The organism is Pseudobutyrivibrio xylanivorans, assembly GCF_008935055.1.
GTDB classification, from domain to species: Bacteria; Bacillota; Clostridia; order Lachnospirales; family Lachnospiraceae; genus Pseudobutyrivibrio; species Pseudobutyrivibrio xylanivorans_A.
Genome location: NZ_CP043028.1, coordinates 2004026 through 2024943, shown reverse-complemented (window position 1 = coordinate 2024943; position 20918 = coordinate 2004026). Strand labels below are relative to the sequence as shown.

At 38.3% G+C, this 20918-nt stretch carries 18 protein-coding genes and 1 pseudogene; all 19 read left to right on the top strand.

Features of this window, described 5'->3' with window-relative positions:
* Position 1: 1 nt before the first annotated feature.
* The 19 genes and pseudogenes from FXF36_RS09205 to FXF36_RS09120 all read left to right on the top strand — a co-directional run bounded on the left by FXF36_RS09205 (position 2) and on the right by FXF36_RS09120 (position 20916).
* Positions 2–223, top strand: a complete 222-nt coding sequence (locus tag FXF36_RS09205; protein ID WP_151623473.1) for a Lar family restriction alleviation protein — start codon at positions 2–4, stop codon at positions 221–223.
* 118 nt (positions 224–341) lie between these two features.
* Positions 342–1832, top strand: coding sequence for a methyl-accepting chemotaxis protein (locus FXF36_RS09200; RefSeq protein WP_167511347.1), 1491 nt, complete (start codon positions 342–344; stop codon positions 1830–1832).
* 217 nt (positions 1833–2049) lie between these two features.
* A complete protein-coding gene (locus FXF36_RS09195) occupies positions 2050–4479 on the top strand; it encodes a clostripain-related cysteine peptidase (RefSeq protein ID WP_151623471.1) in 2430 nt (809 codons plus the stop codon).
* 172 nt (positions 4480–4651) lie between these two features.
* Positions 4652–5569, top strand: coding sequence for an ECF transporter S component (locus tag FXF36_RS09190; RefSeq protein WP_151623470.1), 918 nt, complete (start codon positions 4652–4654; stop codon positions 5567–5569).
* 60 nt (positions 5570–5629) lie between these two features.
* A complete protein-coding gene (gene coaBC, locus FXF36_RS09185; RefSeq protein WP_151623469.1) occupies positions 5630–6820 on the top strand; it encodes a bifunctional phosphopantothenoylcysteine decarboxylase/phosphopantothenate--cysteine ligase CoaBC in 1191 nt (396 codons plus the stop codon).
* A gap of 106 nt (positions 6821–6926) precedes the next feature.
* The gene (locus FXF36_RS09180) at positions 6927–8294 is read left to right on the top strand and encodes a hypothetical protein (protein WP_151623468.1); all 1368 of its coding nucleotides are present in this window, start codon (positions 6927–6929) and stop codon (positions 8292–8294) included.
* The gene (locus tag FXF36_RS09175) at positions 8295–8969 is read left to right on the top strand and encodes a ribulose-phosphate 3-epimerase (RefSeq protein WP_151623467.1); all 675 of its coding nucleotides are present in this window, start codon (positions 8295–8297) and stop codon (positions 8967–8969) included. It abuts the gene before it with no gap.
* Between the two features lies 1 nt (position 8970).
* Complete coding sequence (locus FXF36_RS09170) at positions 8971–9666, top strand: IspD/TarI family cytidylyltransferase (RefSeq protein ID WP_151623466.1); 696 nt, start codon at positions 8971–8973, stop codon at positions 9664–9666.
* An 8-nt stretch (positions 9667–9674) separates the two neighbouring features.
* Positions 9675–10739, top strand: a complete 1065-nt coding sequence (locus FXF36_RS09165; protein WP_151623465.1) for a galactitol-1-phosphate 5-dehydrogenase — start codon at positions 9675–9677, stop codon at positions 10737–10739.
* Between the two features lie 65 nt (positions 10740–10804).
* A complete protein-coding gene (locus FXF36_RS09160; RefSeq protein WP_243143485.1) occupies positions 10805–13099 on the top strand; it encodes a TOTE conflict system archaeo-eukaryotic primase domain-containing protein in 2295 nt (764 codons plus the stop codon).
* Between the two features lie 45 nt (positions 13100–13144).
* Positions 13145–13828, top strand: a complete 684-nt coding sequence (locus FXF36_RS16615; RefSeq protein WP_243143484.1) for a phospholipase D-like domain-containing protein — start codon at positions 13145–13147, stop codon at positions 13826–13828.
* A 462-nt stretch (positions 13829–14290) separates the two neighbouring features.
* Positions 14291–15238 carry a hypothetical protein gene (locus tag FXF36_RS09155; RefSeq protein ID WP_174819735.1) on the top strand — a complete coding sequence of 316 codons (948 nt, stop codon included), beginning with the start codon at positions 14291–14293 and terminating at the stop codon, positions 15236–15238.
* 137 nt (positions 15239–15375) lie between these two features.
* Positions 15376–15588: a helix-turn-helix domain-containing protein gene (locus tag FXF36_RS09150; RefSeq protein WP_151623464.1), complete on the top strand. Its 213-nt coding sequence runs from the start codon at positions 15376–15378 to the stop codon at positions 15586–15588.
* Between the two features lie 2 nt (positions 15589–15590).
* A complete protein-coding gene (locus FXF36_RS09145) occupies positions 15591–16868 on the top strand; it encodes a type II toxin-antitoxin system HipA family toxin (protein WP_151623463.1) in 1278 nt (425 codons plus the stop codon).
* 185 nt (positions 16869–17053) lie between these two features.
* Entirely contained in the window at positions 17054–18316 is a 1263-nt protein-coding gene (locus FXF36_RS09140) for an AAA family ATPase (RefSeq protein ID WP_151623462.1), read from the top strand.
* A gap of 4 nt (positions 18317–18320) precedes the next feature.
* The gene (locus FXF36_RS09135; protein ID WP_151623461.1) at positions 18321–18953 is read left to right on the top strand and encodes a hypothetical protein; all 633 of its coding nucleotides are present in this window, start codon (positions 18321–18323) and stop codon (positions 18951–18953) included.
* Positions 18954–19414: 461 nt separating this feature from the next.
* Complete coding sequence (locus FXF36_RS09130; RefSeq protein ID WP_167511346.1) at positions 19415–19651, top strand: YjcQ family protein; 237 nt, start codon at positions 19415–19417, stop codon at positions 19649–19651.
* Between the two features lie 275 nt (positions 19652–19926).
* Positions 19927–20280: pseudogene (locus FXF36_RS09125) on the top strand (YaaC family protein); the annotation flags it as partial.
* Between the two features lie 54 nt (positions 20281–20334).
* Complete coding sequence (locus tag FXF36_RS09120; RefSeq protein ID WP_317617401.1) at positions 20335–20916, top strand: helix-turn-helix domain-containing protein; 582 nt, start codon at positions 20335–20337, stop codon at positions 20914–20916.
* Positions 20917–20918: the final 2 nt, after the last annotated feature.

Below are 20918 nucleotides of genomic sequence, written 5' to 3'. Positions count from 1 at the left end.
GATGGATATTACAGAAAAAATAGAGATTCATGACTGCCCAATCTGTGCAGGAGCAGGATTGCTTGAGGAAGAAGACCACGGATATTATGTGGCATGTCTTGATTGTGGAAGCTATACAGGAACTGTAAGCTTCAAAGATGAAGATGGCAGAGTTGCTGCTGCTGAGAAGGCAGCAATGCTTTGGAACACTGGAAAAGTAATAAATTCAGCTCCAGGTGAATAATAAGCACACGTGGTGAAAATTTTGTGAAAATTCTGCCAAAAATTTTAAAATGTCTGAAAAACTTGCTATACTTAACCTACTAAGGTATAAGTATAGCTTTTTTTGGAGGACAAATAGTATGCCAGAAAATGATAACAATATGGATATCAAAACCAAGCAGATGCTTGAGAAAAACAGGCTCGCAAGATACTGTGGAACCATCACTTGTATTGCGCTTATTTTCTGTACAATCCGTTCCCTTGTGCTTGACGGACAGAATGTGCTTGATTCAATCAGATTAATTGTGGCAGTGATTGATATTATACTGTTCCAGGTGTGCTACAAAAGTTTTGGAACAGAGTACAGATACAAATATGTAGTTACACTATCAATGGTTGTACTGTTTATACTAAATATTTACAATCCTACTGATACGAATATGTACATCTTCATGTACACAATAATCCTTATTGTTATGATTTATGGTGAGGCTGGAACAGTTCGTATTGGTTGCTTCATAGCTAATTTCTGTTTGGTTACTTCAGGAATTATAGAGCTGCGAAAGGGCAATATTTCAGGAAGAGAACTTGTTACTGAGCTTGTATTTTCGATTATAGCATGTACAATCTCTGTAATCGTATGTAAGCAGCAGCGTCGCCAGACCACAGAGGTTTTGGATACAATAAAGGATCATGCCGAAGAGATTAAGGAAACCTCTGATACTATTGTAAATTTGGCTGAACAGCTTAATGTGAAATTTGAGGAAGCAAATGAGGTTTCAACAAAGCTTAATGAGTCTATGGACTTAACTCATACATCAGTTAATGAAATCGTGGAAGGCACAAAGAATACAGCTGAAGCTATTGAGAATCAGACTAACAAGACAGCTATTATTCAGGAAAGCATTCAGACTGTAGGTGAAGAGGCTACAAACATTGATGATGTTTCAAGTCGAGTTGAGGAATCGGTTAACGAAGGTGTTAGCCTTATAAATCAGTTGAAGAGTCAGGCTGAGGAGGTTGCCAAGATTAATATCGAGACAAGTACAACCACTCAGGCATTAAATGACAGTATTCAGGATGTTCAGGCAATTACAGAGACCATCCTTGGTATTTCAAGTCAGACAAACCTGCTTGCTCTTAATGCATCAATTGAGGCAGCAAGAGCTGGTGAAGCTGGTAAGGGTTTTGCAGTTGTTGCTGATGAAATCAGAGCCCTTTCTGAAAGTACAAGAGAGGCGACAGAAGAGATATCTCGAATTATTGAGCGCCTTACAAATGATGCAAAATCAGCTTCTTCGGCAATGTCAAAGTCTGCTGAGTATGCTACAAAACAGAATGGCCTTATTGCTGAGACAGGCACCAAGCTTGATGCGATTAAGGAAGGTACCGATGAGCTGAGACACGGAGTTGTTCAGGTCAAGGGTTCTGTGGATCAGGTTATAACAGCAAACTCAGAGATTATGGATAATATCACCAATCTTTCTGCTACATCTGAAGAGGTTGCAGCAGCAGCCGATACAGTTGGTTCAGTAAGTGATGATGCTATGGAAGCATTGAAGAACATGAATGAAACTCTTGAGGTTATCAATAAGATTGCCAGAGAAATGGAAGAAATGGCACTAAAATAGCAAAAAATAAACTACCCACACTAAATACTACGGGGTCTGTTACGCTCTCAAGCCATAGTATTACTCAGTCAAGCATAGAAAGCTTTCCTTTAGTAATACTATGGGCTAGATAGCTACAGAACCCCGTTATTTTTTGCACATTTTTATCGTATAGAGTAGAATTATCTTATTGATTCATTAATGGTCATATTACGAAGACGTGTTGGGAGGAAACGAGATGGCGGATAGACCTGTATCGAGAAAGAAAAATGTGACTGGCTCGGGGAAAGTTAATCTCAGAGGAGACGGACTAGGCGGTGGTCCAGTGGGCTCAGGTGCTGGGAAGGTGCCTGGAGGAGGGACTGGAACTCCAGGTGGTGGAAATCGAGCAGGAGGTTACGGCGGAGGTGGCCTTGGAAAAATCATTATTATTGCATTGGTTTTGCTACTTGGTGGCGGAGGTGGCCTTGGCGCATTTCTTGGTGGAGACTCAGGAAGTACTGGCTCTGGAAGTGGAGTGGGAACAGGCTCAGTATCAAGTAACACATCAGCCAGTACTATAAATACCATTGGTTCGATGGCATCGCTCCTTTTGGGCAGCGGATATACAAGCACTGCTCAAAGTGGAAATGCAAGGTGGAGCAGCAAGGCAAACACTGGAATTCTTGATGAAACAGTGGCTAGTGGTGCCAGAGAAAAATATACGGTTATCAAAGGCGGTGGACAGGATACAGTAACTATCATGGTCTACATGTGCGGTACCGACCTCGAATCCAGAGGCGCCATGGCGTCAAAGGATTTACAGGAAATGCTGAATGCGACAGTAGGCGAAAAGATAAACCTATTGGTATATACCGGTGGTTGCGCAGGTTGGCAGAATAATTTTGTAAGCAACAAGACCAACCAGATTTATCAGATTAGAAATGGTAAGATGGCTCTGGTGAAGGATAATCTTGGTGATTTGCCAATGACAGATCTAAGCACCTTAACATCCTTTATTAAGTTCTGCGGACAGAATTATAAAGCAGACAGATATGACCTGATTTTCTGGGATCATGGTGGTGGTTCAGTAACTGGCTACGGCTATGATGAAAAGCATAAAAATGCTGGCTCTATGGATTTAGCAGAGATCAATAAGGCTCTCTCAGAAAGTGGCTTGAAGTATGATTTTGTAGGATTTGATGCCTGTCTTATGGCTACTGTTGAAACAGGACTTATGCTTGATGCTCACAGCGACTATATGGTGGCATCTGAGGAGACGGAGCCTGGCATTGGTTGGTATTACACCAACTGGCTTACTAAGCTTAATAGCGATACTTCAATGTCAACTCTTGAAATTGGCAAGAACATTGTAGATGATTTTGTGAGCCAGTGCGGAAGCAATTGTCCAGGTCAGAAGACCACACTTTCACTTGTGGATTTGGCTGAGCTTTCTGCCACAGTTCCAGAGGATTTAAAGAGCTTTGCAGATTCTACCACAAGTCTTATCGACAAGAAGGAATATAAGACAGTATCTACAGCTCGTTCCAGCACAAGAGAGTTTGCAACATCTTCGAAAATTGACCAGATTGACCTGATTGATTTTGCGATCAAGATGAACAATGAGGCAGGAAATGAGCTGGCTGAGTCACTGAAGGGTGCGGTTAAGTACAATAAGACTTCAAGCAATATGACAAATGCATATGGTCTTTCAATCTACTTCCCATATCGTCAAACTGGTAAGGTAGATACTATGTCTGATACTTATGATGAAATTGGAATGGACGAAAGCTACAAGAATTGCATTCAGAAGTTTGCCTCTATGGCATACTATGGACAGCAGGCCGGACAAAGTGCAGGAAATACAAATCCAGTCAGCATCTTGCTTGGCACAGGTGGAGGAAGTGGTGCAAGCCTTGATAGTGCACAAGCTATTATGCAGATTTTAAATGCAGCTATGCAGGCTGGTTCATCATCAGCAAGATTTTTGGAAAATGGTGTCAGTGCTGAGGATGCAGCGGAGTATATTGCAGAGAATAATCTGGATTTAAGTGATTTGAATTGGACAATGAACGCAAATGGAGATAATGTGATTGCTCTTAATGAAGGCCAGTGGGAAAATGTCCAGGATATAGAGTTTTCAACCTTTGTGGATAATGGTGACGGATATATTGATCTTGGCCTTGATAATGTATTTGAATGGGATGAGGATGGAAATCTGATTGCCAACACAGATAGAAGCTGGCTTGCAATCGACGACCAGATTGTAGCTTATTATCATATTGATACAACAGGTGATGCAGATAATTATACAATCACCGGTTATGTTCCAGTTTGGTTGAATGATGACAGGGCTGACCTTATCATTGTGTTTGACTCTGAACATGAGGATGGCTATGTGGCTGGAGCGAACTTTGATTATCAGTATACCGAGGAAGATACTGAGGTTGTAGCAAAGAACCTTACAGAGCTTCAGCCTGGAGATACGTTGGATTTTGTTTGCGATTTTTATGATTACGATGGAAGCTTTAAGCAAAATTATCATCTTGGAGAGCAGATGACAATCAGCACCTCAATGGATGAAATGAAAATATCAAATTTAGTAATTGAGGACAAACCTATATTGATTTCTTATGTGTTTACCGATATATATGGTAACAACTATTACACACAGGGACTAGAACAGTAAGACAGAAGAGCAGCTATTCAACCCCAAAGCCATTTCTTGATTGAAAAGCGAATGGGAGTTGAATAGTTGCAATTATCGTGTTACAATTCAGTTGCTGTTAAAAATTTAACGCTTGTACATTGTTTAGTAAGGAGGAGACCCGCCTAAGGGCTTCTACCAAAAGGAGGAACAAATGCAAAGCAACAATTCTAAGACCTATGAGCTTGTGCTCACAGCGTTATTCGTAGCCATTATTGTAGTTATGGCTTCAACACCACTCGGATATATTCCACTCGTAGTTATTAATGCAACCACACTTCATATTCCAGTTATCATTGGTTCTTTATTCTTAGGACCAAAGAAGGGCGGATTCCTTGGAGGAGTATTTGGTATCACAAGCTTTATCAAGAGCTCACTTACACCAACTCCATCAGCGTTCGCATTCTCGCCAGTGGCAGCTCTTACAATGCTTCCACATGATACTGTAGGCGAGGCAATTGCGCTTGTATTCAAGAGCACATTTATTGCAATCGTGCCTAGAATCCTTATTGGCGTAGTTCCATATTTCGTTTATGTTGGAATCAAGAAGGCAATAAGCTCTGAGAAGAAATTCGTTTATGGTTCAATCATCAACGCAGTTATTTCTTTCATCATGGGCTTTGGTGTATTCGCATTCTTCAACAAGATGATTTCTGAGGGCAAGGTTGGCTTTTCAGTTACAGTTGCACAGATTATCGGTGTAGTTGTTGGAATCGCAGCATTCACAGCTATCGAGTATTTATTTATGAATAAAGATGCAAAGGCACTTGGATTTATCACAGCAGGTATTTCTGGTGCCATGACAAACACACTTCTTGTTATGGGAAGCATCTATATATTTTATAAGGACCCATATGCAGAGGTGCTTCAGATTGACCCAAGCGCGCTTATGGCAGTTATCGGCGGAATTATCAGCTTCAACGGTGTAATCGAGGCTATCGTCGGAGCAGTAATCGTTTATCTTGTGGGAATCGTTCTCGACAAGATCAAGCCAGCAGGCGTTTATGCTGGGAAAAGTGCCAAAATCAAGGCAGTAGAGGTTGAGACTTCTACTCAGAAGATGGCAAATTAATTTATTTCTAACAAGCGATAATAGAAAATAAACAGCAATACAAAGAGGTAATAGTTGATTATGTTAAAGGGAAAATGTGTAGTTCTTGGGGTGACTGGCTCCATTGCAGCATATAAAATTGCAAATCTGGCATCAGCACTGGTGAAGCTTGGGGCAGATGTTAATGTCATAATGACAAAGAATGCTACCAACTTTATCAACCCTATCACATTTGAGACACTGACATCCAATAAATGTCTGGTGGATACCTTTGACAGGGATTTTAAATTCAATGTTGAACATGTGGCATTAGCAAAGCGTGCAGACATTTTTATGGTGGCACCTGCCAGCGCAAATGTCATTGGAAAGATGGCTCATGGCATAGCGGATGATATGCTTACAACTACTATTCTTGCGGCAAAGTGCAAGAAGCTTGTGAGCCCAGCCATGAATACCAATATGTTCACTAATCCTATAGTTCAGGATAACCTTGAGATTTTAAAAAAATATGGCTTTGAGATTATTGAGCCTGCCTGCGGATATTTGGCATGCGGCGATACTGGTGCAGGAAAGATGCCTGAGCCAGAGGTGCTTTTACAGTACATTTTAAGGGAGCTTGCACACGACCATGACATGGTGGGCAAGAAGGTGCTGGTCACAGCGGGGCCTACGGCGGAGGCGATTGATCCAGTTCGCTATATCACAAATCACAGCACTGGAAAGATGGGCTATGCCATCGCAAGAGCAGCTATGGAGCGAGGCGCCCAGGTAACACTTGTCAGCGGACCAGTTGCAATCCAACCACCGATGTTTGTGGACGTGGTTAATGTTCGAAGCGCTGCTGAGATGGCAGAGGCAGTAAAATCCAAGGCCAGGGAGTGCGATATAATTATAAAGAGTGCAGCAGTGGCTGATTACAGGCCAAAGACTGTTGCAGCGGAGAAGATAAAGAAAAAGGATGGAGAAGATTCTGTCATAGAACTTGAGCACACAGAGGATATCTTAAGCTTCTTGGGTGCTAACAAAAGGGAAGGACAGTTTATCTGCGGATTTTCCATGGAAACGGAAAATATGCTGGAGAATTCTCAGGCCAAGCTGAAAAAGAAAAATGTAGATATGATAGTTGCCAATAACCTTCGCACGGCGGGTGCAGGCTTTGGCACAGATACCAATGTGGTAACACTGATTACTGCAGAGGGGGCTAGGGAGCTTCCGATAATGAGCAAGGATGAGGTGGCACAGGCCATATTGGATGAGATAATTAGAAAATAGAATGAAAACTTTGGGGAAACCGCAATATTCACAGAATATTGCGGTTTTTTTTACACAAATAGAGTAGAATGGTATAAGGAGCATTGTATAAAAAGGGGAGTAGAAATTGAGAAAATACCAATTTAAACAGATTGAAAAATATATAGAGCTTTTTAGGAAGATAGCAGAAGGCGTTTATATGGAGCTTTCCGCTAAAAATGGAAATTTGGAGAGAGTGAATGAATATCTCCAAACCTGTCAACAAAAAGCAATTGAGTTAGGGGAGTTTATTGAAAAGGAGGAAGGATTGGGACATCCTACAGTATCTTGCTTGGAGGATTTCTGTGAGCTTCTCTTTGAAATAAATGAGGAGATTTTGAGTGAAAAAGGATTAGCGGCGGAATCAGCGAAGCTTCGATTGGATAGTGCTATTAATAAAATAGAGAAAAGCGCAGGGACTGATATTACATTACAGAAATTAGTAATTTTTTTGCCGTATAAGGCCAGTATGTGGGACTCTTTGGAATCTGTTTGGAAAAGTTGTAAGGATGAGCCAGACACTACAGCACTGGTAATTCCGATTCCATATTATGATAAAAATCCAGATGGTAGTATGAAGGAAATGCATTATGAATTGGAGGAATATCCTGAGGATGTGCCAGTAATAAGCTGTGATGGATTTGACTTTGAGGCGGAGCATCCTGATGAGGTATATATACATAATCCTTATGATGATATGAATTACGTTACCTCGGTGCATCCATATTTTTACAGCGAAAATATAAAAAAATGGACGGAGAAGCTGATATATATTCCATATTTTGTGCTGAGCGAGCCAGATGTAAGTAATGAATCTGTATTGGAACAGATTTCACATTATGCTATTGCAAAGGGTGTGATTAATGCTGATGAGGTGATTGTTCAATCAGACAAAATGAAGGAGGCTTATGTAGAGGTTCTAAGCCGAAGGTTTGGTGAACAAACTAGAGAAACCTGGGAGAGCAAAATCAAGGGCTCAGGTTCACCAAAGATAGAAAGACTAAAGGCTCTAAATAAACAGGGAGTAGAAATACCTGAGGAATGGCAGCATATAGTAAACAAGCCAGACGGAACGCGAAAGAAGATTGTTTTATATAATACCAGTGTGGTTGCTTTTTTGAATACTGAAGAGAAGATGATAAAGAAAATAGCAGATACTCTTCAGGTATTCCAGGAGAATAAGGATGATGTAGCTCTTTTGTGGAGGCCTCATCCATTGACGGTTGCGACCTTGGAAAGTATGATGCCAGAGCTCTATGAAGCGTATAAGGCAATTGTAGAAGATTATAAGAAAGCAGGCTGGGGGATTTTTGATGAGTCCTCGGATTTGGATAGGGCCCTGATAGTCAGTGATGCTTATTATGGAGATGGAAGTAGCTTGGTTCAGTTATATGAGCAGCTGGAAAAGCCGATAATGATACAGAATGCGGACGTTCTATGCGGTGAGGAGGAGTAGATGGGAGAGCAGTTTGACTTTGAATTGAACGCTTCTATGATGTGCGCCAATTATGGTCATCTTGCGAGAGAGGTGACTGAGTTGGAGGAGGGAGGAATTGATTCCTTCCATATCGATATCATGGATGGTCGATATGTGCCTAACTATGCCATGTCGCTTAATGATTTGAGCTATATTGCTGGTACAACATTTAAGCCCCTTGATGTTCATCTGATGATTGAGCACCCTAGTAGTAATATTGAGTTATTTATCAAAAATCTGCGCAAAGGGGACACAATCTATATTCATCCAGAGGCTGAATATCATCCCTCTACTACATTGCAGAAGATAATAGATGCTGGAATGACACCGGGAATTGCCATCAATCCAGGAACCAGTGTGGAAACAGTTATGGAAATGCTTAGAATTGTTGATAAGGTGCTGGTAATGTCAGTGAATCCGGGAAATGCTGGTCAGATGTATCTTCCTTATGTGGGTAAGAAGGTGGAACGATTGATTGAATTAAAAGAGCAGATGGGTTTCAAGCTATACTGGGATGGTGCATGCTCAGCAAATAAAATTCAGACCTATGGCCCGATGGGAGTTGATGGTTTCGTACTTGGTACAACACTGCTTTTTGGAAGAGGCAGAGCATATAAAGATATTTTGAGAGACATTAGAGAAATGAGGTTTTAGCGTGACAATAGCTATTGTGCTTGCAGGTGGAATAGGCTCCAGACTTGGGGCAGAAATACCTAAGGCTTACGTGGAAGTATGTGGTAAGCCTTTGATTATCTATTGTCTTGAAACCCTTGCGGAAAGCACATTTATTAATGGGTACCAGATCGTCGCTGATGATAAGTGGATTCCAGAAATTGAGGAGTGGATTCGCAAATACGAATTAAGAGAGAAGCTGACAGGATTTTCCAAACCAGGGACCAATCGACAGGGGTCGATTTATAACGGACTGATGGATTTGAGGGGAAAGCTTAAGGATGAGGATTACGTATTTGTTCATGATAGCGCAAGACCTCTTTTGACGACAAAACTTGTGCGGGAAAGTATAGATGGTATGGACGGATACGATGGGGTGCTGCCTGTTTTGCCTATGAAGGACACAGTGTACATGAGCAAGGACGGAAAGCAGATAGATTCGCTTGTGAATAGGGCGGAAATTTATGCTGGGCAGGCACCTGAGACATTTGTATATGGAAAATATCTTGCTGCAAATCAGTGTTTGGTGGAAGCAGGTGAGATTGAGACTATCAACGGCTCAAGCGAGGTGGCAGTAAAGGCAGGAATGCGGATGCGCCTTATTCCTGGTGATGAGATGAATTTTAAGATTACTACTATGGCAGATTTGGACCGATTTGAGGAAATATTGAAGGGATAATATAGGGTATGAAGGCACTTGTATTGCATGATGTAGGAAAAATAAGTGTAGAGGAAGTAGACAAGCCATTTCCAAAGGCAGGCGAAGTCCTGTTAAAGGTAATGGCTTGTGGTATTTGTGGGTCTGATATACCAAGGGCTTACAAGGATGGCGCGCACGCTATGCCAATGATTATCGGACATGAATTCGCAGGTGTGGTTGAAGAGTGCGGAGAAAGTGTGGATAAGTCTTGGATGGGAAAGCGCGTCGGTGTATTTCCATTGATACCATGTAAGGAATGTGAGTGCTGTAAAAATAATAAATACGAAATGTGCAAGGACTATTCATATTTGGGAAGCCGCAGAGATGGTGGGTTTGCTGAGTATGTGACAGTGCCAGAGTGGAATTTGATAGAGCTCCCAGAAAGGGTGAGCTTTGAGCAGGCTGCGATGCTGGAGCCTATGGCTGTGGCAGTGCATGCAATTAGAAGAGTTCGCCCTACTTCGGAGGATTCTGTAGTGATTATGGGCTTGGGCACAATAGGGCTACTAGTGACAATGCTGTTACTTGATATGGGGATTAGCAACGTTTTTACCATAGGAAATAAGGAGTCACAAAAGAGATTTGTTATGGAGCTGGGAGTGCCGGAGGCGCACTATTTTGATGGTAGTAAGGATAATGCAGCAGAATGGATTATCGCAAAGACGAACTTCCTTGGAGCGGATACATTCTTTGAATGTATAGGAAAGAATGAGTCTCTTAAAGTGGGAATAAATGCAGCAGCACCTTCTGGAAAGATATGCACAGTGGGAAACCCACACACAGATATGGAGCTGACTAGAGATGAATACTGGAAGATTCTTAGAAACCAGCTGACAGTCACCGGAACCTGGAACTCTTCTTTTATGCATGACATAGCCGACGACTGGAGCTATGTGATTTCAAGACTTCAAGGAGGAACAATCCAGCCGGAGAAGTTTATTACTCATAAGTTTGGGCTGGAGGAGATAGTGGAAGGATTTGAGATTATGCGGGATAAGAAGGAGGAGTATGTGAAGGTGATGGGGGAAAATAGAAGTTTTATTGGGCGGTGAATGGTGTGAAAATTTTATAGGGACTAGGTATGAGTAGATAGTGTAGAAGAGGAGAAATGAAAAACATGAATTTATTAGTTCACAATCTGGATTCACTTAGAAAAATCATCCGTCAGTTATTAGCAGAAAATAAAGAATTAAAAGCAAAATTGGAATCCGCTGGTATCCCTTATGATACAGCGGATTTTTTCAATGAGCCAAGTTATAGTGTAGAAGAATATGATTTGGATCAAGGTTCGCGAATTCAGAGTAAATATATAACAGAGGAGGATGCCAAAGATTTTTTTAGAATGTTTTGGGGGAGGCACGATGTGTATGCTAAAAGGTCAGCAAAGGGGCAATATTATCCGCAGTGCAAGAATCGTTGGACGGCGAATTTATGTCCGTGGCAAAGAGGGGAGAAACATAATTGTGCAGAGTGTGAAAATCAGGATTATGAACCGTTATCTCTAGAGATAATAAAGCGACACCTGATAGGATATAGGGATGACTGCACTGATGCGATAGGTGTTTATCCTTTACTTAAGGATGGAACTTGCAGATTTTTGGTATTTGATTTTGATAATCACAATGAACAGGAGGAAATGGAAAACGTCATGGGCTCAGATGATGAGCAAACAGCGAATAGTAACAAAGATGATTGGCGAGATGAAGTAGAGGCACTAAGACTGATTTGTATGCAAAATGGCATAAAGCCATTGGTTGAAAGGTCTCGTTCGGGCAATGGAGCACATGTGTGGATTTTTTTTAAAACTCCAATCGCCGCTTATAAGGCTAGAAAATTTGGATTTTTGCTTTTAGATAAAGGTTCAATGTCTGTAAATCTTACTTCATTTAAATATTATGACAGAATGTTTCCAGCGCAGGATTATTCAAATGGAATAGGTAATCTTATAGCTTTACCATTACAAGGCAAAGCGATAAAAAATGGAAATAGTGCTTTTGTAGATGAAAACTGGAATGCATATCCGAACCAATGGAAAGTACTACTAGAGGAAACTCCTAAGTTGGATGAGACATTAATAGATGAGTTCATTATAAAATGGCAATCAGATATTTCGGGATTTTTTGCTCAGAAGACGGATTTGAATTCAGAACAAAAAATGATGCCATGGCGTAGGAAGAACCGGCTTGATGTAAGAGATGTAGAAGGAAAAATGAATATAGTCCTAGCTGATGGAGTATATGTGGATACTTTGAATATTACGCCACATATAACAAATCAACTGAGGTGTATGGCTACTTTTGACAATCCAATATATTACAAGAATCAAAGAGCAGGGCGCTCAAATTATAACAATTCAAAGATAGTATATATGGCTGAAAATATTTATGGGTATATAAAAATCCCGAGAGGAATACTTCCTGAACTTATTGAGCAGACTGATAAAGCAGGCATTGAGCATGAAGTAAAAAATGAGCGTGAGATGGGAAGACCCATCCGAGTGACGTTCGCTGGAGATTTAAGACTTCAGCAGGAACTGGCTGCAGAGAGACTATTAGCAAATGAGGATGGAGTTTTAGCAGCTTCAACAGCATTTGGAAAAACAGTTGTAAGTGCATATTTAATTGGTAAGCGTAGAGTTAATACTCTTATATTGCTTCAAAGCAAGGATTTAATGGAACAATGGGTTTTAGAGTTGGAACGGTTTTTGAAGATTGATGAGGAACCTCCAGAGTATTCTACCAAAACTGGAAGGGTGAAACGGCGAGATAGTGCTATAGGTGTACTTCATGGAAACAAGAACACACTTACAGGGATAATTGATGTTGCTATGATTGGATCAGTATACTCAAAAGGAAATGTTTTGGATAGTCTGGATAAATACGGTATGGTAATAGTAGACGAATGTCATCATGCAGCGTCTTCAACTTGGAGGGCTGTTTTGAGTAAAGTAAATGCACGATATTTATATGGCGTGTCGGCTACTCCTATTAGGGGCGATGATTTGGATAAACTAATATTCATGTTGATAGGACCAATGCGTCATAGATATACGGCTGCGGAAAGAGCTGTGGCTCAGGGAATAGGTCACTATTTTATTCCAAGATACACAAGAGCCGTTGATAAATGCGGAAGCAGGGATGATATTAATAAAGCATATGAAGTTATAGTAAATAATAAACTAAGAAATGAGCAGATAATAGAGGATGTTAAAGAATGTGTTAATAACGGACTTACACCGGTCATTCTTACAAGAACAAAGGAGCATGCTAAGAGCTTATTTGGTAGTCTTTGTGGAGCCGCGAAAAATATATATCTGTATTATGGAGATAATTCTGACAAGGAGAATAGAGTAATTAGAGAACAGATGAGAGCCGTCCCACAAGGCGAATCTATGATTTTGGTTGCAACTTGAGCGAAGATTGGAGAGGGCTTTGATTTACCAAGGTTGGATACACTAATGCTTGTAGCCCCAGTATCATTTGAAGGCCGATTGGAGCAGTATGTGGGACGCCTTAATCGTGACTATGAAGGCAAAAAAGCCGTATACGTGTATGATTATGTGGATTTCCACATGCGATATTTTGACAGAATGTTTGGAAAGAGATTAAGAACATATAAGAAGATGGGATTTTCTATGATGGAAAGCACTTTTGCAAATATGCTCAATGGTTCAGTAATGGTAGACGAATGTGAAGAAGTAAATTCTATTTATGATTCAACAAATTATGTATTTCAATTTGAGAAAGATATTGTTAACGCGAATAAAAGTATCATTATCTCTAGTCCTAATTTGCGTGCTGGTAAAGTGGAGCGTTTCATTAGATTGATAAAAGAAAAGCAGGAAAAGGGAGTATATGTTTCGATTGTAACTGAAGACCCAGACAGTTACAAATTTGAGGGGCAAAGTACTATTGAAAGTCTTATTGTTGAGCTAAAGTCTGTAGCAATAGAGGTAATAGCAAAGGAAATCGTGGATGAGTGTTTTGCTGTCATAGATGATAAATTGGTTTGGCATGGTGGAATGAATCTTCTAGGGAAAGCAGATGTGTGGGATAATTTGATTAGGATAGAGGATGAAAAGGTTGCTGCGGAGTTGATGGAGAAGATGGATAGTGGAAACGATGATATATGCAGTTTTTAGGGATGAGTTATGAGTTATGAATCAGCAGCAAGAAGAAATCCTTAAGTTGATAGGCACGAATAAAAGTGTCAATATTACTCAAATAAAAGTGCAGAAAATGCAGGAATGGAAAATCTGGTGGCGTTATAGAATATCACAGACTATAAATATTTACAAAACATCTAACAGATGCTATAATCATCCCCGAATTTCAAATAGGCATTAAGGCATCACCGACTTTTCGGTCAAAATACCCACCAATTTTGATGACATATGCAGCTTTTAGGGATGAGTTATGAGCTATGAATCAGCAGCTAGTAGTTCTTTGCACTCTTTTATTTGTGTATCTTTTTTCCGTAAGTCTTTTTTGCGTATTTGAAAATATATACGTAAGGAGGATAAGGATTGAAAAATCAGAATAGTACGTAGGATTTCTCCTTGATGAAGTAAAAGATAGATTTTATAATTAAGGAGAGATAATAAATGAGTGAGTCGAATACTAATAGACTTTATAAAGACAGACTATTTAAGAGAGTCTTTGAAACAAAAGAGGATTTGCTAAGCCTGTATAATGCCGTTAATAATACGGATTATGATAATCCTGACGATGTGGAGATTAATACTGTAGAGGATTTCATTTATATGGGAATGAAAAATGATGTCTCATTTCTAATTTATGATGTCTTAAATCTTTATGAGCATCAAAGTACCGATAATCCAAATATGGCGCTAAGAGGTTTCATGTACATGGCGGAGTTATATAAAGGATTGTTTAAAGAACATAAGGATTTATATAGTAGTAAACGAATTCCTTTGCCAACGCCACAATTCATAGTGTTTTACAACGGCGGAGATAATGATCCCGATGAATCTCTTATAAAAATGAGTGATGCATATGCTGGAGAAATTTCAGGTAGTCCTGCACTAGAATGTATAGCTAGAGTGTTAAATATAAACTATGGGCACAATAAGCAATTAATGGATAAATGCAAAAAACTCCATGAGTATTCCATTTTGGTTCAGAAGATAAAATTATATTTGAATCAGGGGATGACTAGAAAAGATGCCATAGCGAAGGCTGTTGATGAAGCTATTAAGGAAGGAATTCTTGCAGAATTGCTAGAAAAACATAGGTTGGAGGTGACGGACATGTTACTAACAGAATATGATGAATTAGAGCATATTAGCAATGAGAAGAGTATTTCTTTTGCAGAAGGAAAAGCAGAAGGAAGAGAAGAAGGAAGAGAAGAAGGGGAGTTGAGACACCTTGTTACACAAGTATCTCGAAAGGTAGCTAAAGGAAAGTCCGTGGAGAAAATAGCTGATGAAGTGGAAGAGAGTATAAATGTTGTGCAACGTATATACGATGTCGTAGTTCGACATACAACAGAAGACGATGTAGATTCAATCATTGATGAATTGAATAAGTAGAGTATAGATTCTGATTAGTAAAGTAGCATTTGACTTAGCCGTACGGCTCATTATATAATCAAAGCAAGATTATATAGCCGTACGGCTAATTTTATGCAAAGTTGAATAGAATAAAGCCGTACGGCGAAGAAGTGTTTATGAAAGTAACAGATTCAAGTTCATTTGGAACAGCAATAAAAAATAAAAGAAAAAAACTAGGGTATACACAGAAGTATATTTCGGAATTTACTGGTATCAGTGTGAGTTTTTTATCAGATTTGGAAAATGGTAAAAAGACAATAGAATTAGATAAGGCACTGAAGATTGCAAATCTATTAGGGCTAGATGTAGAGATGAATGAGAGAGGATAGCTATGCGAGAGTTAAGTGTATTTATTGAGTTAAATGGAGAGCAGACTCTTGTAGGATTTATAAGAGGTGAAAGCTATATTGATGCCCGTTTTTCATATGACAAAAATTACTTGCTAGGTAAGAATGCTGCACCTATATCAATATCACTTCCATTACAGGAGGATACTTTTTCTGAATCCCAAACAAAGAACTTTTTTGAAAGTCTTTTGCCAGAGGGCTTTTCAAGAAGAGCTGTGGCAAATTGGATGAAAGCAGATGAAAATGACTACAGTTCAATTCTGGCTGAGTTAGGCAAGGAATGCTTAGGTGCTATAAAAATAATAGAAGGCAAGGATGAAGAGCCATCAGGCTATGAATTGCTTTCCGATGAACGAGTAAAAGCCCTTGCAGCAGAAGGTGCAACTAAATCGACAGAGATTTTGCTAGAGACACATTTGTCATTAACAGGTGCATCAGGAAAAGTTGGTCTATATTATAGTGCTGCAGATAAAAAATGGTACCTGCCTAAAGGAGATGCTCCAAGTACGCATATAGTAAAACAGAGTCATGTAAGACATAAGCAAATAGTTTTAAATGAGCAGTTATGTATTCAAACAGCAAAGCGAATAGGTATCAACGTACCGGAAAGTTTTATTGTATCCCAGGGTTCGCAGGCTGATGAGGATATATTGTACGCAACGGCAAGATACGATAGACAATTATCGGAAGATAAAGAGCTGAACGGGTTGAAATGCCCATATAGATTACATCAAGAGGACTTTGCACAGGCTTTAGGGATTTTTGCGGCTGACAAATATGAGAAAATACCATCGTGGTACATGGCTAGAATGTTTGAGCTATTAAGAAACAATTCGGCTAACCCTATTGAGGATCAAATAGCATTGTTAAGAATTATCATTTTTAATTACTTGATTGGTAACACGGACTGTCATGTGAAGAACTTTTCTCTCCTATATAGTGAGGATTTAAAATCGAAACGATTGGCACCAGCCTATGATTTGGTCGCCACAAGAGTGTATAGAACCACATCTGATATGTCGTTTTATATTGGTGGCGAACTGGACATTACAAAGATTAATAGGAATAACTTTGAACAAGCCGCTTCTGAAATCGGCTTATCAAGAAATCTAGTAATAAAAAATTTTGATGATATAGCAAACAAACTGGAAAAAGCGATGGCTGATGCAGCAGAGAGCTTAGCTGAAAAAGGGTTTGAGAATGCATTATCGTTAAAAGAAGAGATACTGAAGAGTGGCGGATATGGGATGATACTGAGTTAACAGATTCATAAATGAGGATAAATATGGGATAATCAAAGTACCTACATGGGGAGTTTTTGTATACTTAGAAAAATGCTTAGATAATTAGTAATAGCATCATTTATTTTTTGTGAAAATTTATTGCATGAAAAATAAATGATGCTATAATTGTATATACAAATAACAAGTTGTTTGGAGGTTGGAAGATGATTATAGAGGTGCGAGCAAAGAATTGTTTTGCATTTGATGAGCAGATTTGTTTCTCAATGAAGGCGGATATGCGAAATAAGAAATTTGCTTCTAATGTACATAGAGAGAATAATTTTAATGTTTTAAAGACCGTAGGTATCTATGGTCCTAATAATGCTGGAAAAACCTGTTTGATTCGATGCATTAGAGCTATTAAAGATGTTCTGTTAAATAAAAACAATAGTCTTATGTCTAATATTTTTACTGATAACAGTGTGTGTGAATTGGGAATTACATTTTTATCATCTGGCAGGAAATTCGCGTATGATTTCAAATATGATTCCATTAAGAATGAATATGTATATGAGTCATTTGTGGAGGTGTTAAAAGACCAATATAACAACGAGAAGGAAGTCTGTTGGTTATATAGAGATACATTGAAAAATATCTATGATTGTATTGATAAAGAATTAAAGGCGATGATACCTGTTGTTTCCAAGAACAATGTTCTTTTTCATTTGATAGATACAACTACATTTAAAAATATCGATGAGATGAAGAATATCTTAATATCATTTGCTGAAAAAATTGATATTATCAACATGAATAATATCCCTATGGAACACACTATCGAGCTTATGAAGAATAAAAATAATCTTCAAGAAAAAATAGTTGAATTCATTAAAAATGCGGATTTATACATGGACGATTTTAAATATGTGGATATTTCCAAAACGTCGCTAAATATTGATGTGAATAGTGATAGACCAGAAGAAAAAGTATTAGATATACCAGAATCTTTAATGGATCAAATAAGTCTAGTTTCAACATATAAGGGAATTTCGGTTCCAAGTATGTTATATGATTCTACAGGAACAAAGAAGATTGCGGCTATGGCAAGCTACGTAATTGAAGCTCTTGAACAAGGACGAATTCTTGTCATTGATGAACTTGATAGCAGTATTCATTTTAAGCTAACAAGAGCAACGGTTGCTATGTTCAATAATGAACTAAACAATGATGCACAGATGATTTTTACTGTTCATGATGTAAATCTTATGGATTGTAAGAGGCTTTTCAGAAAAGAGCAGATATGGTTTGTTGATAAAGACAATGATGGAGTTTATGTATACTCTCTAGCAGATTTTACAGCTGAAGATGGTGTAAGAGATACGTCAGATATTATTGAAAAATATCGTAGAGGCGCGTTCGCTGCTTTGCCTGAGCCAGATTTGATTAATTCATTGCTGAGCATAAAGGGAAATGGTGGGGAGGATTAATCTAATGGAAAAGCGTCTGCCAATTATTTCCAACAAGCATAAGATATGTATTATTTGCGAAGGCAATGAGGAATATAAATATCTTGAAAGACTAAATGAATTAGAAGTATGGAATCCTATTTATGATGTTTCGTTAGTTAATGCAGCGGGAAATGGAAATATTCCTGCTAGATATCAAGACAGATACCAAAATGGGTCTTATGAAGTAGTATTAGTGTTTTGTGATACCGAGAAAAAGCCATACGAACAATTTGAGGATATAAAACGTAAAATCAATGAATTTCACGGAGTTGATAATGCCTCTGATGAGGTGGTTTTCTTTGCAAATCCTTGTACTATGCAGATTGTATCAAAGCATTGGACGGATGAAATTATAAAATCACCAGCAAAACCGGTTAATGCGCCTATGATAGAAAGATATACGGGGGTCAAGAACTATAAGGGTAAGGCGAGCCAGATAGACGAGGTCATGAAATTTGTGACAAGTGAGAATTACGATGTAATGAGGGAACATCTTGATGAAATGACTAGCGATGAAAGAGAGGTTGGAAGCACTAATTTCGACAAGTTGTTAGTCAATCTTCATGATGATAATACAAAATGGATGGAAAAACTGAATCAATTGTTAGAAATATAAGTTGATTTATGAGCCGATAGTATTATTTATTTTGTGACTTAGCCATACTTAAAGAGTGAAGAAAAAGATAAAAAATAGAGACTTTTTAGAGACGGAAATAAGAGATTATAGCAGTATAATTACAAATAATAGTAATAAAGAGTTGGCAACAAAAATAGAGTTGAGAAATTGGAGGGCGTAAAAATGACATTTAATTATTTAAAGAATAGCTACATTGGGACAATACAAATTGGACTGGCTATGGGGACTGGATATGAAGAAATGAAGCGAGGTAATGAGACGCTTTGTAAAATTTGTGAGGCTATGGTTGAAAATAGCTGTTGCACATTCGAGGCAAAACATATGATGAAATCTGATTTGAAGAGGATTAAAGAAATAATGTCGTTTGAACTAAGGTGCTTGTTTTATTGAAATAATGGATTGCATTTATAACTAGAGGTTTGAAAGAAAGGATGGCAAGTATGATTAGCGACATAAAGCTTGAAATACTAAAAGGAATAAAAAAAGGGGATGTTTTGGCAGAGGAGTTTTCGTTGGATAGCGACCAGTTTTTAAAATTAGTGTCTGAACTGGTATGTGATGGGCATGTTGAAGGTGTAATATTCCCAAAAGATAAGTTTGGCAAACAAGTTCTGGCTAATATGACTCGTGCTCACTTAACAGAAAAAGGTGAGACTATTTTGAATCAACAAATTTAAATAATATGTACAAACAGTTGCTAATCATAATCAGCAAAAATATAAGCGTTTTTTTATAGGTTGCACACTAAACACATATTGAATCTTCTTCAAAGGGAGGACCTGAACAATTGAACATATACAAGAAGATGAATTTAAAAGATAATCAGGATGTGTAATTACAAGAATGAAACTTTTATAAAATCGTAAAATATACAGGTTTCAGCCTGATACAAGAAATCCTACTTTAGTAAAATAATGGGAATTATGTTGTACATAATAAAAGGAGATTTGACTGGAACATTCATGAAGATAAGCGAAAAAGGTTGGATGGATTGAAGCGATACCATGGAAGAATTAGAAAGGATTTAATGTATATTTATGGTGATACAAGACTGTGGTACGTGAAAAAAGATATTATAAATAATTCACATATTATACAAAGGAATTCAATAACACTAATATTTGCGGTTATGCATTGGCTTAGTGAGTTAGTTCGATATAATCCTGAAAAATTTGAAAAATTAATGAGGACAAATCAAAACTGGCTTATTCATGAATTTATAGATAATGCTTTAAATCAATTTATAGATGAAATTAGTTGTGAAATAACCGGTGTTGATATTATGGAGGTTGGTAATAGAAAATAATAGCTAAATTGAAAAAAGATATATACATAGCAAATAAATTGCAAAACCATCAAAATGATGGTAGAATTAGCGAAAATAACAATTAAAATGATGGTTTGGACTATGGATAATTATATTACAGGTGAAGATTTAAAAAGATTAAGAACTAAATTAGGAGTTACTCAGAAGGAATTTGCTGAGTTGATTTGCGTTTCAAAGCCTACGGTTGAAAGATGGGAAAGAGATTCTAAGAAATCCATAACTGGCCCAGCTGTTGCACTAGTACGAATTTTGGAGAATAGGCCGGGTTTAGCCGAGGACTATTTGGTTATACCTGACCGAGTTTATCCGATACGACTATGGTATATGCATAAAAACCGTCCATGTACCTTAATAGATGTTGATGATGCAACTGGAGTAATAAGAGTGAAAAATTATGTGGATGATGTAATGTATCGCGCATTTGGAACCAATAATCAGCCTAATTATTCGGATTATCTATCTTTTTTGGAGGAACGCTGTTTTCCACAGGGAAGGGATAAATCAAAGATAATACTAGAGGAACTTGGGTTACCATTCTATGATCCATTTGAAATAATAAAGAAGACAAAAGGAAGAATGGCTGAAGATGATTTTTGGATTGAAATTGAGGAGTAATA

Excerpts from the sequence above, each read along its gene's own strand:
- FXF36_RS09205 (WP_151623473.1), top strand. The coding sequence starts at position 2 with ATGGATATTACAGAAAAAATAGAGATTCATGACTGCCCAATCTGTGCA.
- FXF36_RS09200 (WP_167511347.1), top strand. The coding sequence starts at position 342 with ATGCCAGAAAATGATAACAATATGGATATCAAAACCAAGCAGATGCTT.
- FXF36_RS09195 (WP_151623471.1), top strand. The coding sequence starts at position 2,050 with ATGGCGGATAGACCTGTATCGAGAAAGAAAAATGTGACTGGCTCGGGG.
- FXF36_RS09190 (WP_151623470.1), top strand. The coding sequence starts at position 4,652 with ATGCAAAGCAACAATTCTAAGACCTATGAGCTTGTGCTCACAGCGTTA.
- coaBC (WP_151623469.1), top strand. The coding sequence starts at position 5,630 with ATGTTAAAGGGAAAATGTGTAGTTCTTGGGGTGACTGGCTCCATTGCA.
- FXF36_RS09175 (WP_151623467.1), top strand. The coding sequence starts at position 8,295 with ATGGGAGAGCAGTTTGACTTTGAATTGAACGCTTCTATGATGTGCGCC.
- FXF36_RS09165 (WP_151623465.1), top strand. The coding sequence starts at position 9,675 with ATGAAGGCACTTGTATTGCATGATGTAGGAAAAATAAGTGTAGAGGAA.
- FXF36_RS09160 (WP_243143485.1), top strand. The coding sequence starts at position 10,805 with ATGAATTTATTAGTTCACAATCTGGATTCACTTAGAAAAATCATCCGT.
- FXF36_RS16615 (WP_243143484.1), top strand. The coding sequence starts at position 13,145 with ATGCTTGTAGCCCCAGTATCATTTGAAGGCCGATTGGAGCAGTATGTG.
- FXF36_RS09155 (WP_174819735.1), top strand. The coding sequence starts at position 14,291 with ATGAGTGAGTCGAATACTAATAGACTTTATAAAGACAGACTATTTAAG.
- FXF36_RS09150 (WP_151623464.1), top strand. The coding sequence starts at position 15,376 with ATGAAAGTAACAGATTCAAGTTCATTTGGAACAGCAATAAAAAATAAA.
- FXF36_RS09145 (WP_151623463.1), top strand. The coding sequence starts at position 15,591 with ATGCGAGAGTTAAGTGTATTTATTGAGTTAAATGGAGAGCAGACTCTT.
- FXF36_RS09140 (WP_151623462.1), top strand. The coding sequence starts at position 17,054 with ATGATTATAGAGGTGCGAGCAAAGAATTGTTTTGCATTTGATGAGCAG.
- FXF36_RS09135 (WP_151623461.1), top strand. The coding sequence starts at position 18,321 with ATGGAAAAGCGTCTGCCAATTATTTCCAACAAGCATAAGATATGTATT.
- FXF36_RS09130 (WP_167511346.1), top strand. The coding sequence starts at position 19,415 with ATGATTAGCGACATAAAGCTTGAAATACTAAAAGGAATAAAAAAAGGG.
- FXF36_RS09120 (WP_317617401.1), top strand. The coding sequence starts at position 20,335 with ATGATGGTAGAATTAGCGAAAATAACAATTAAAATGATGGTTTGGACT.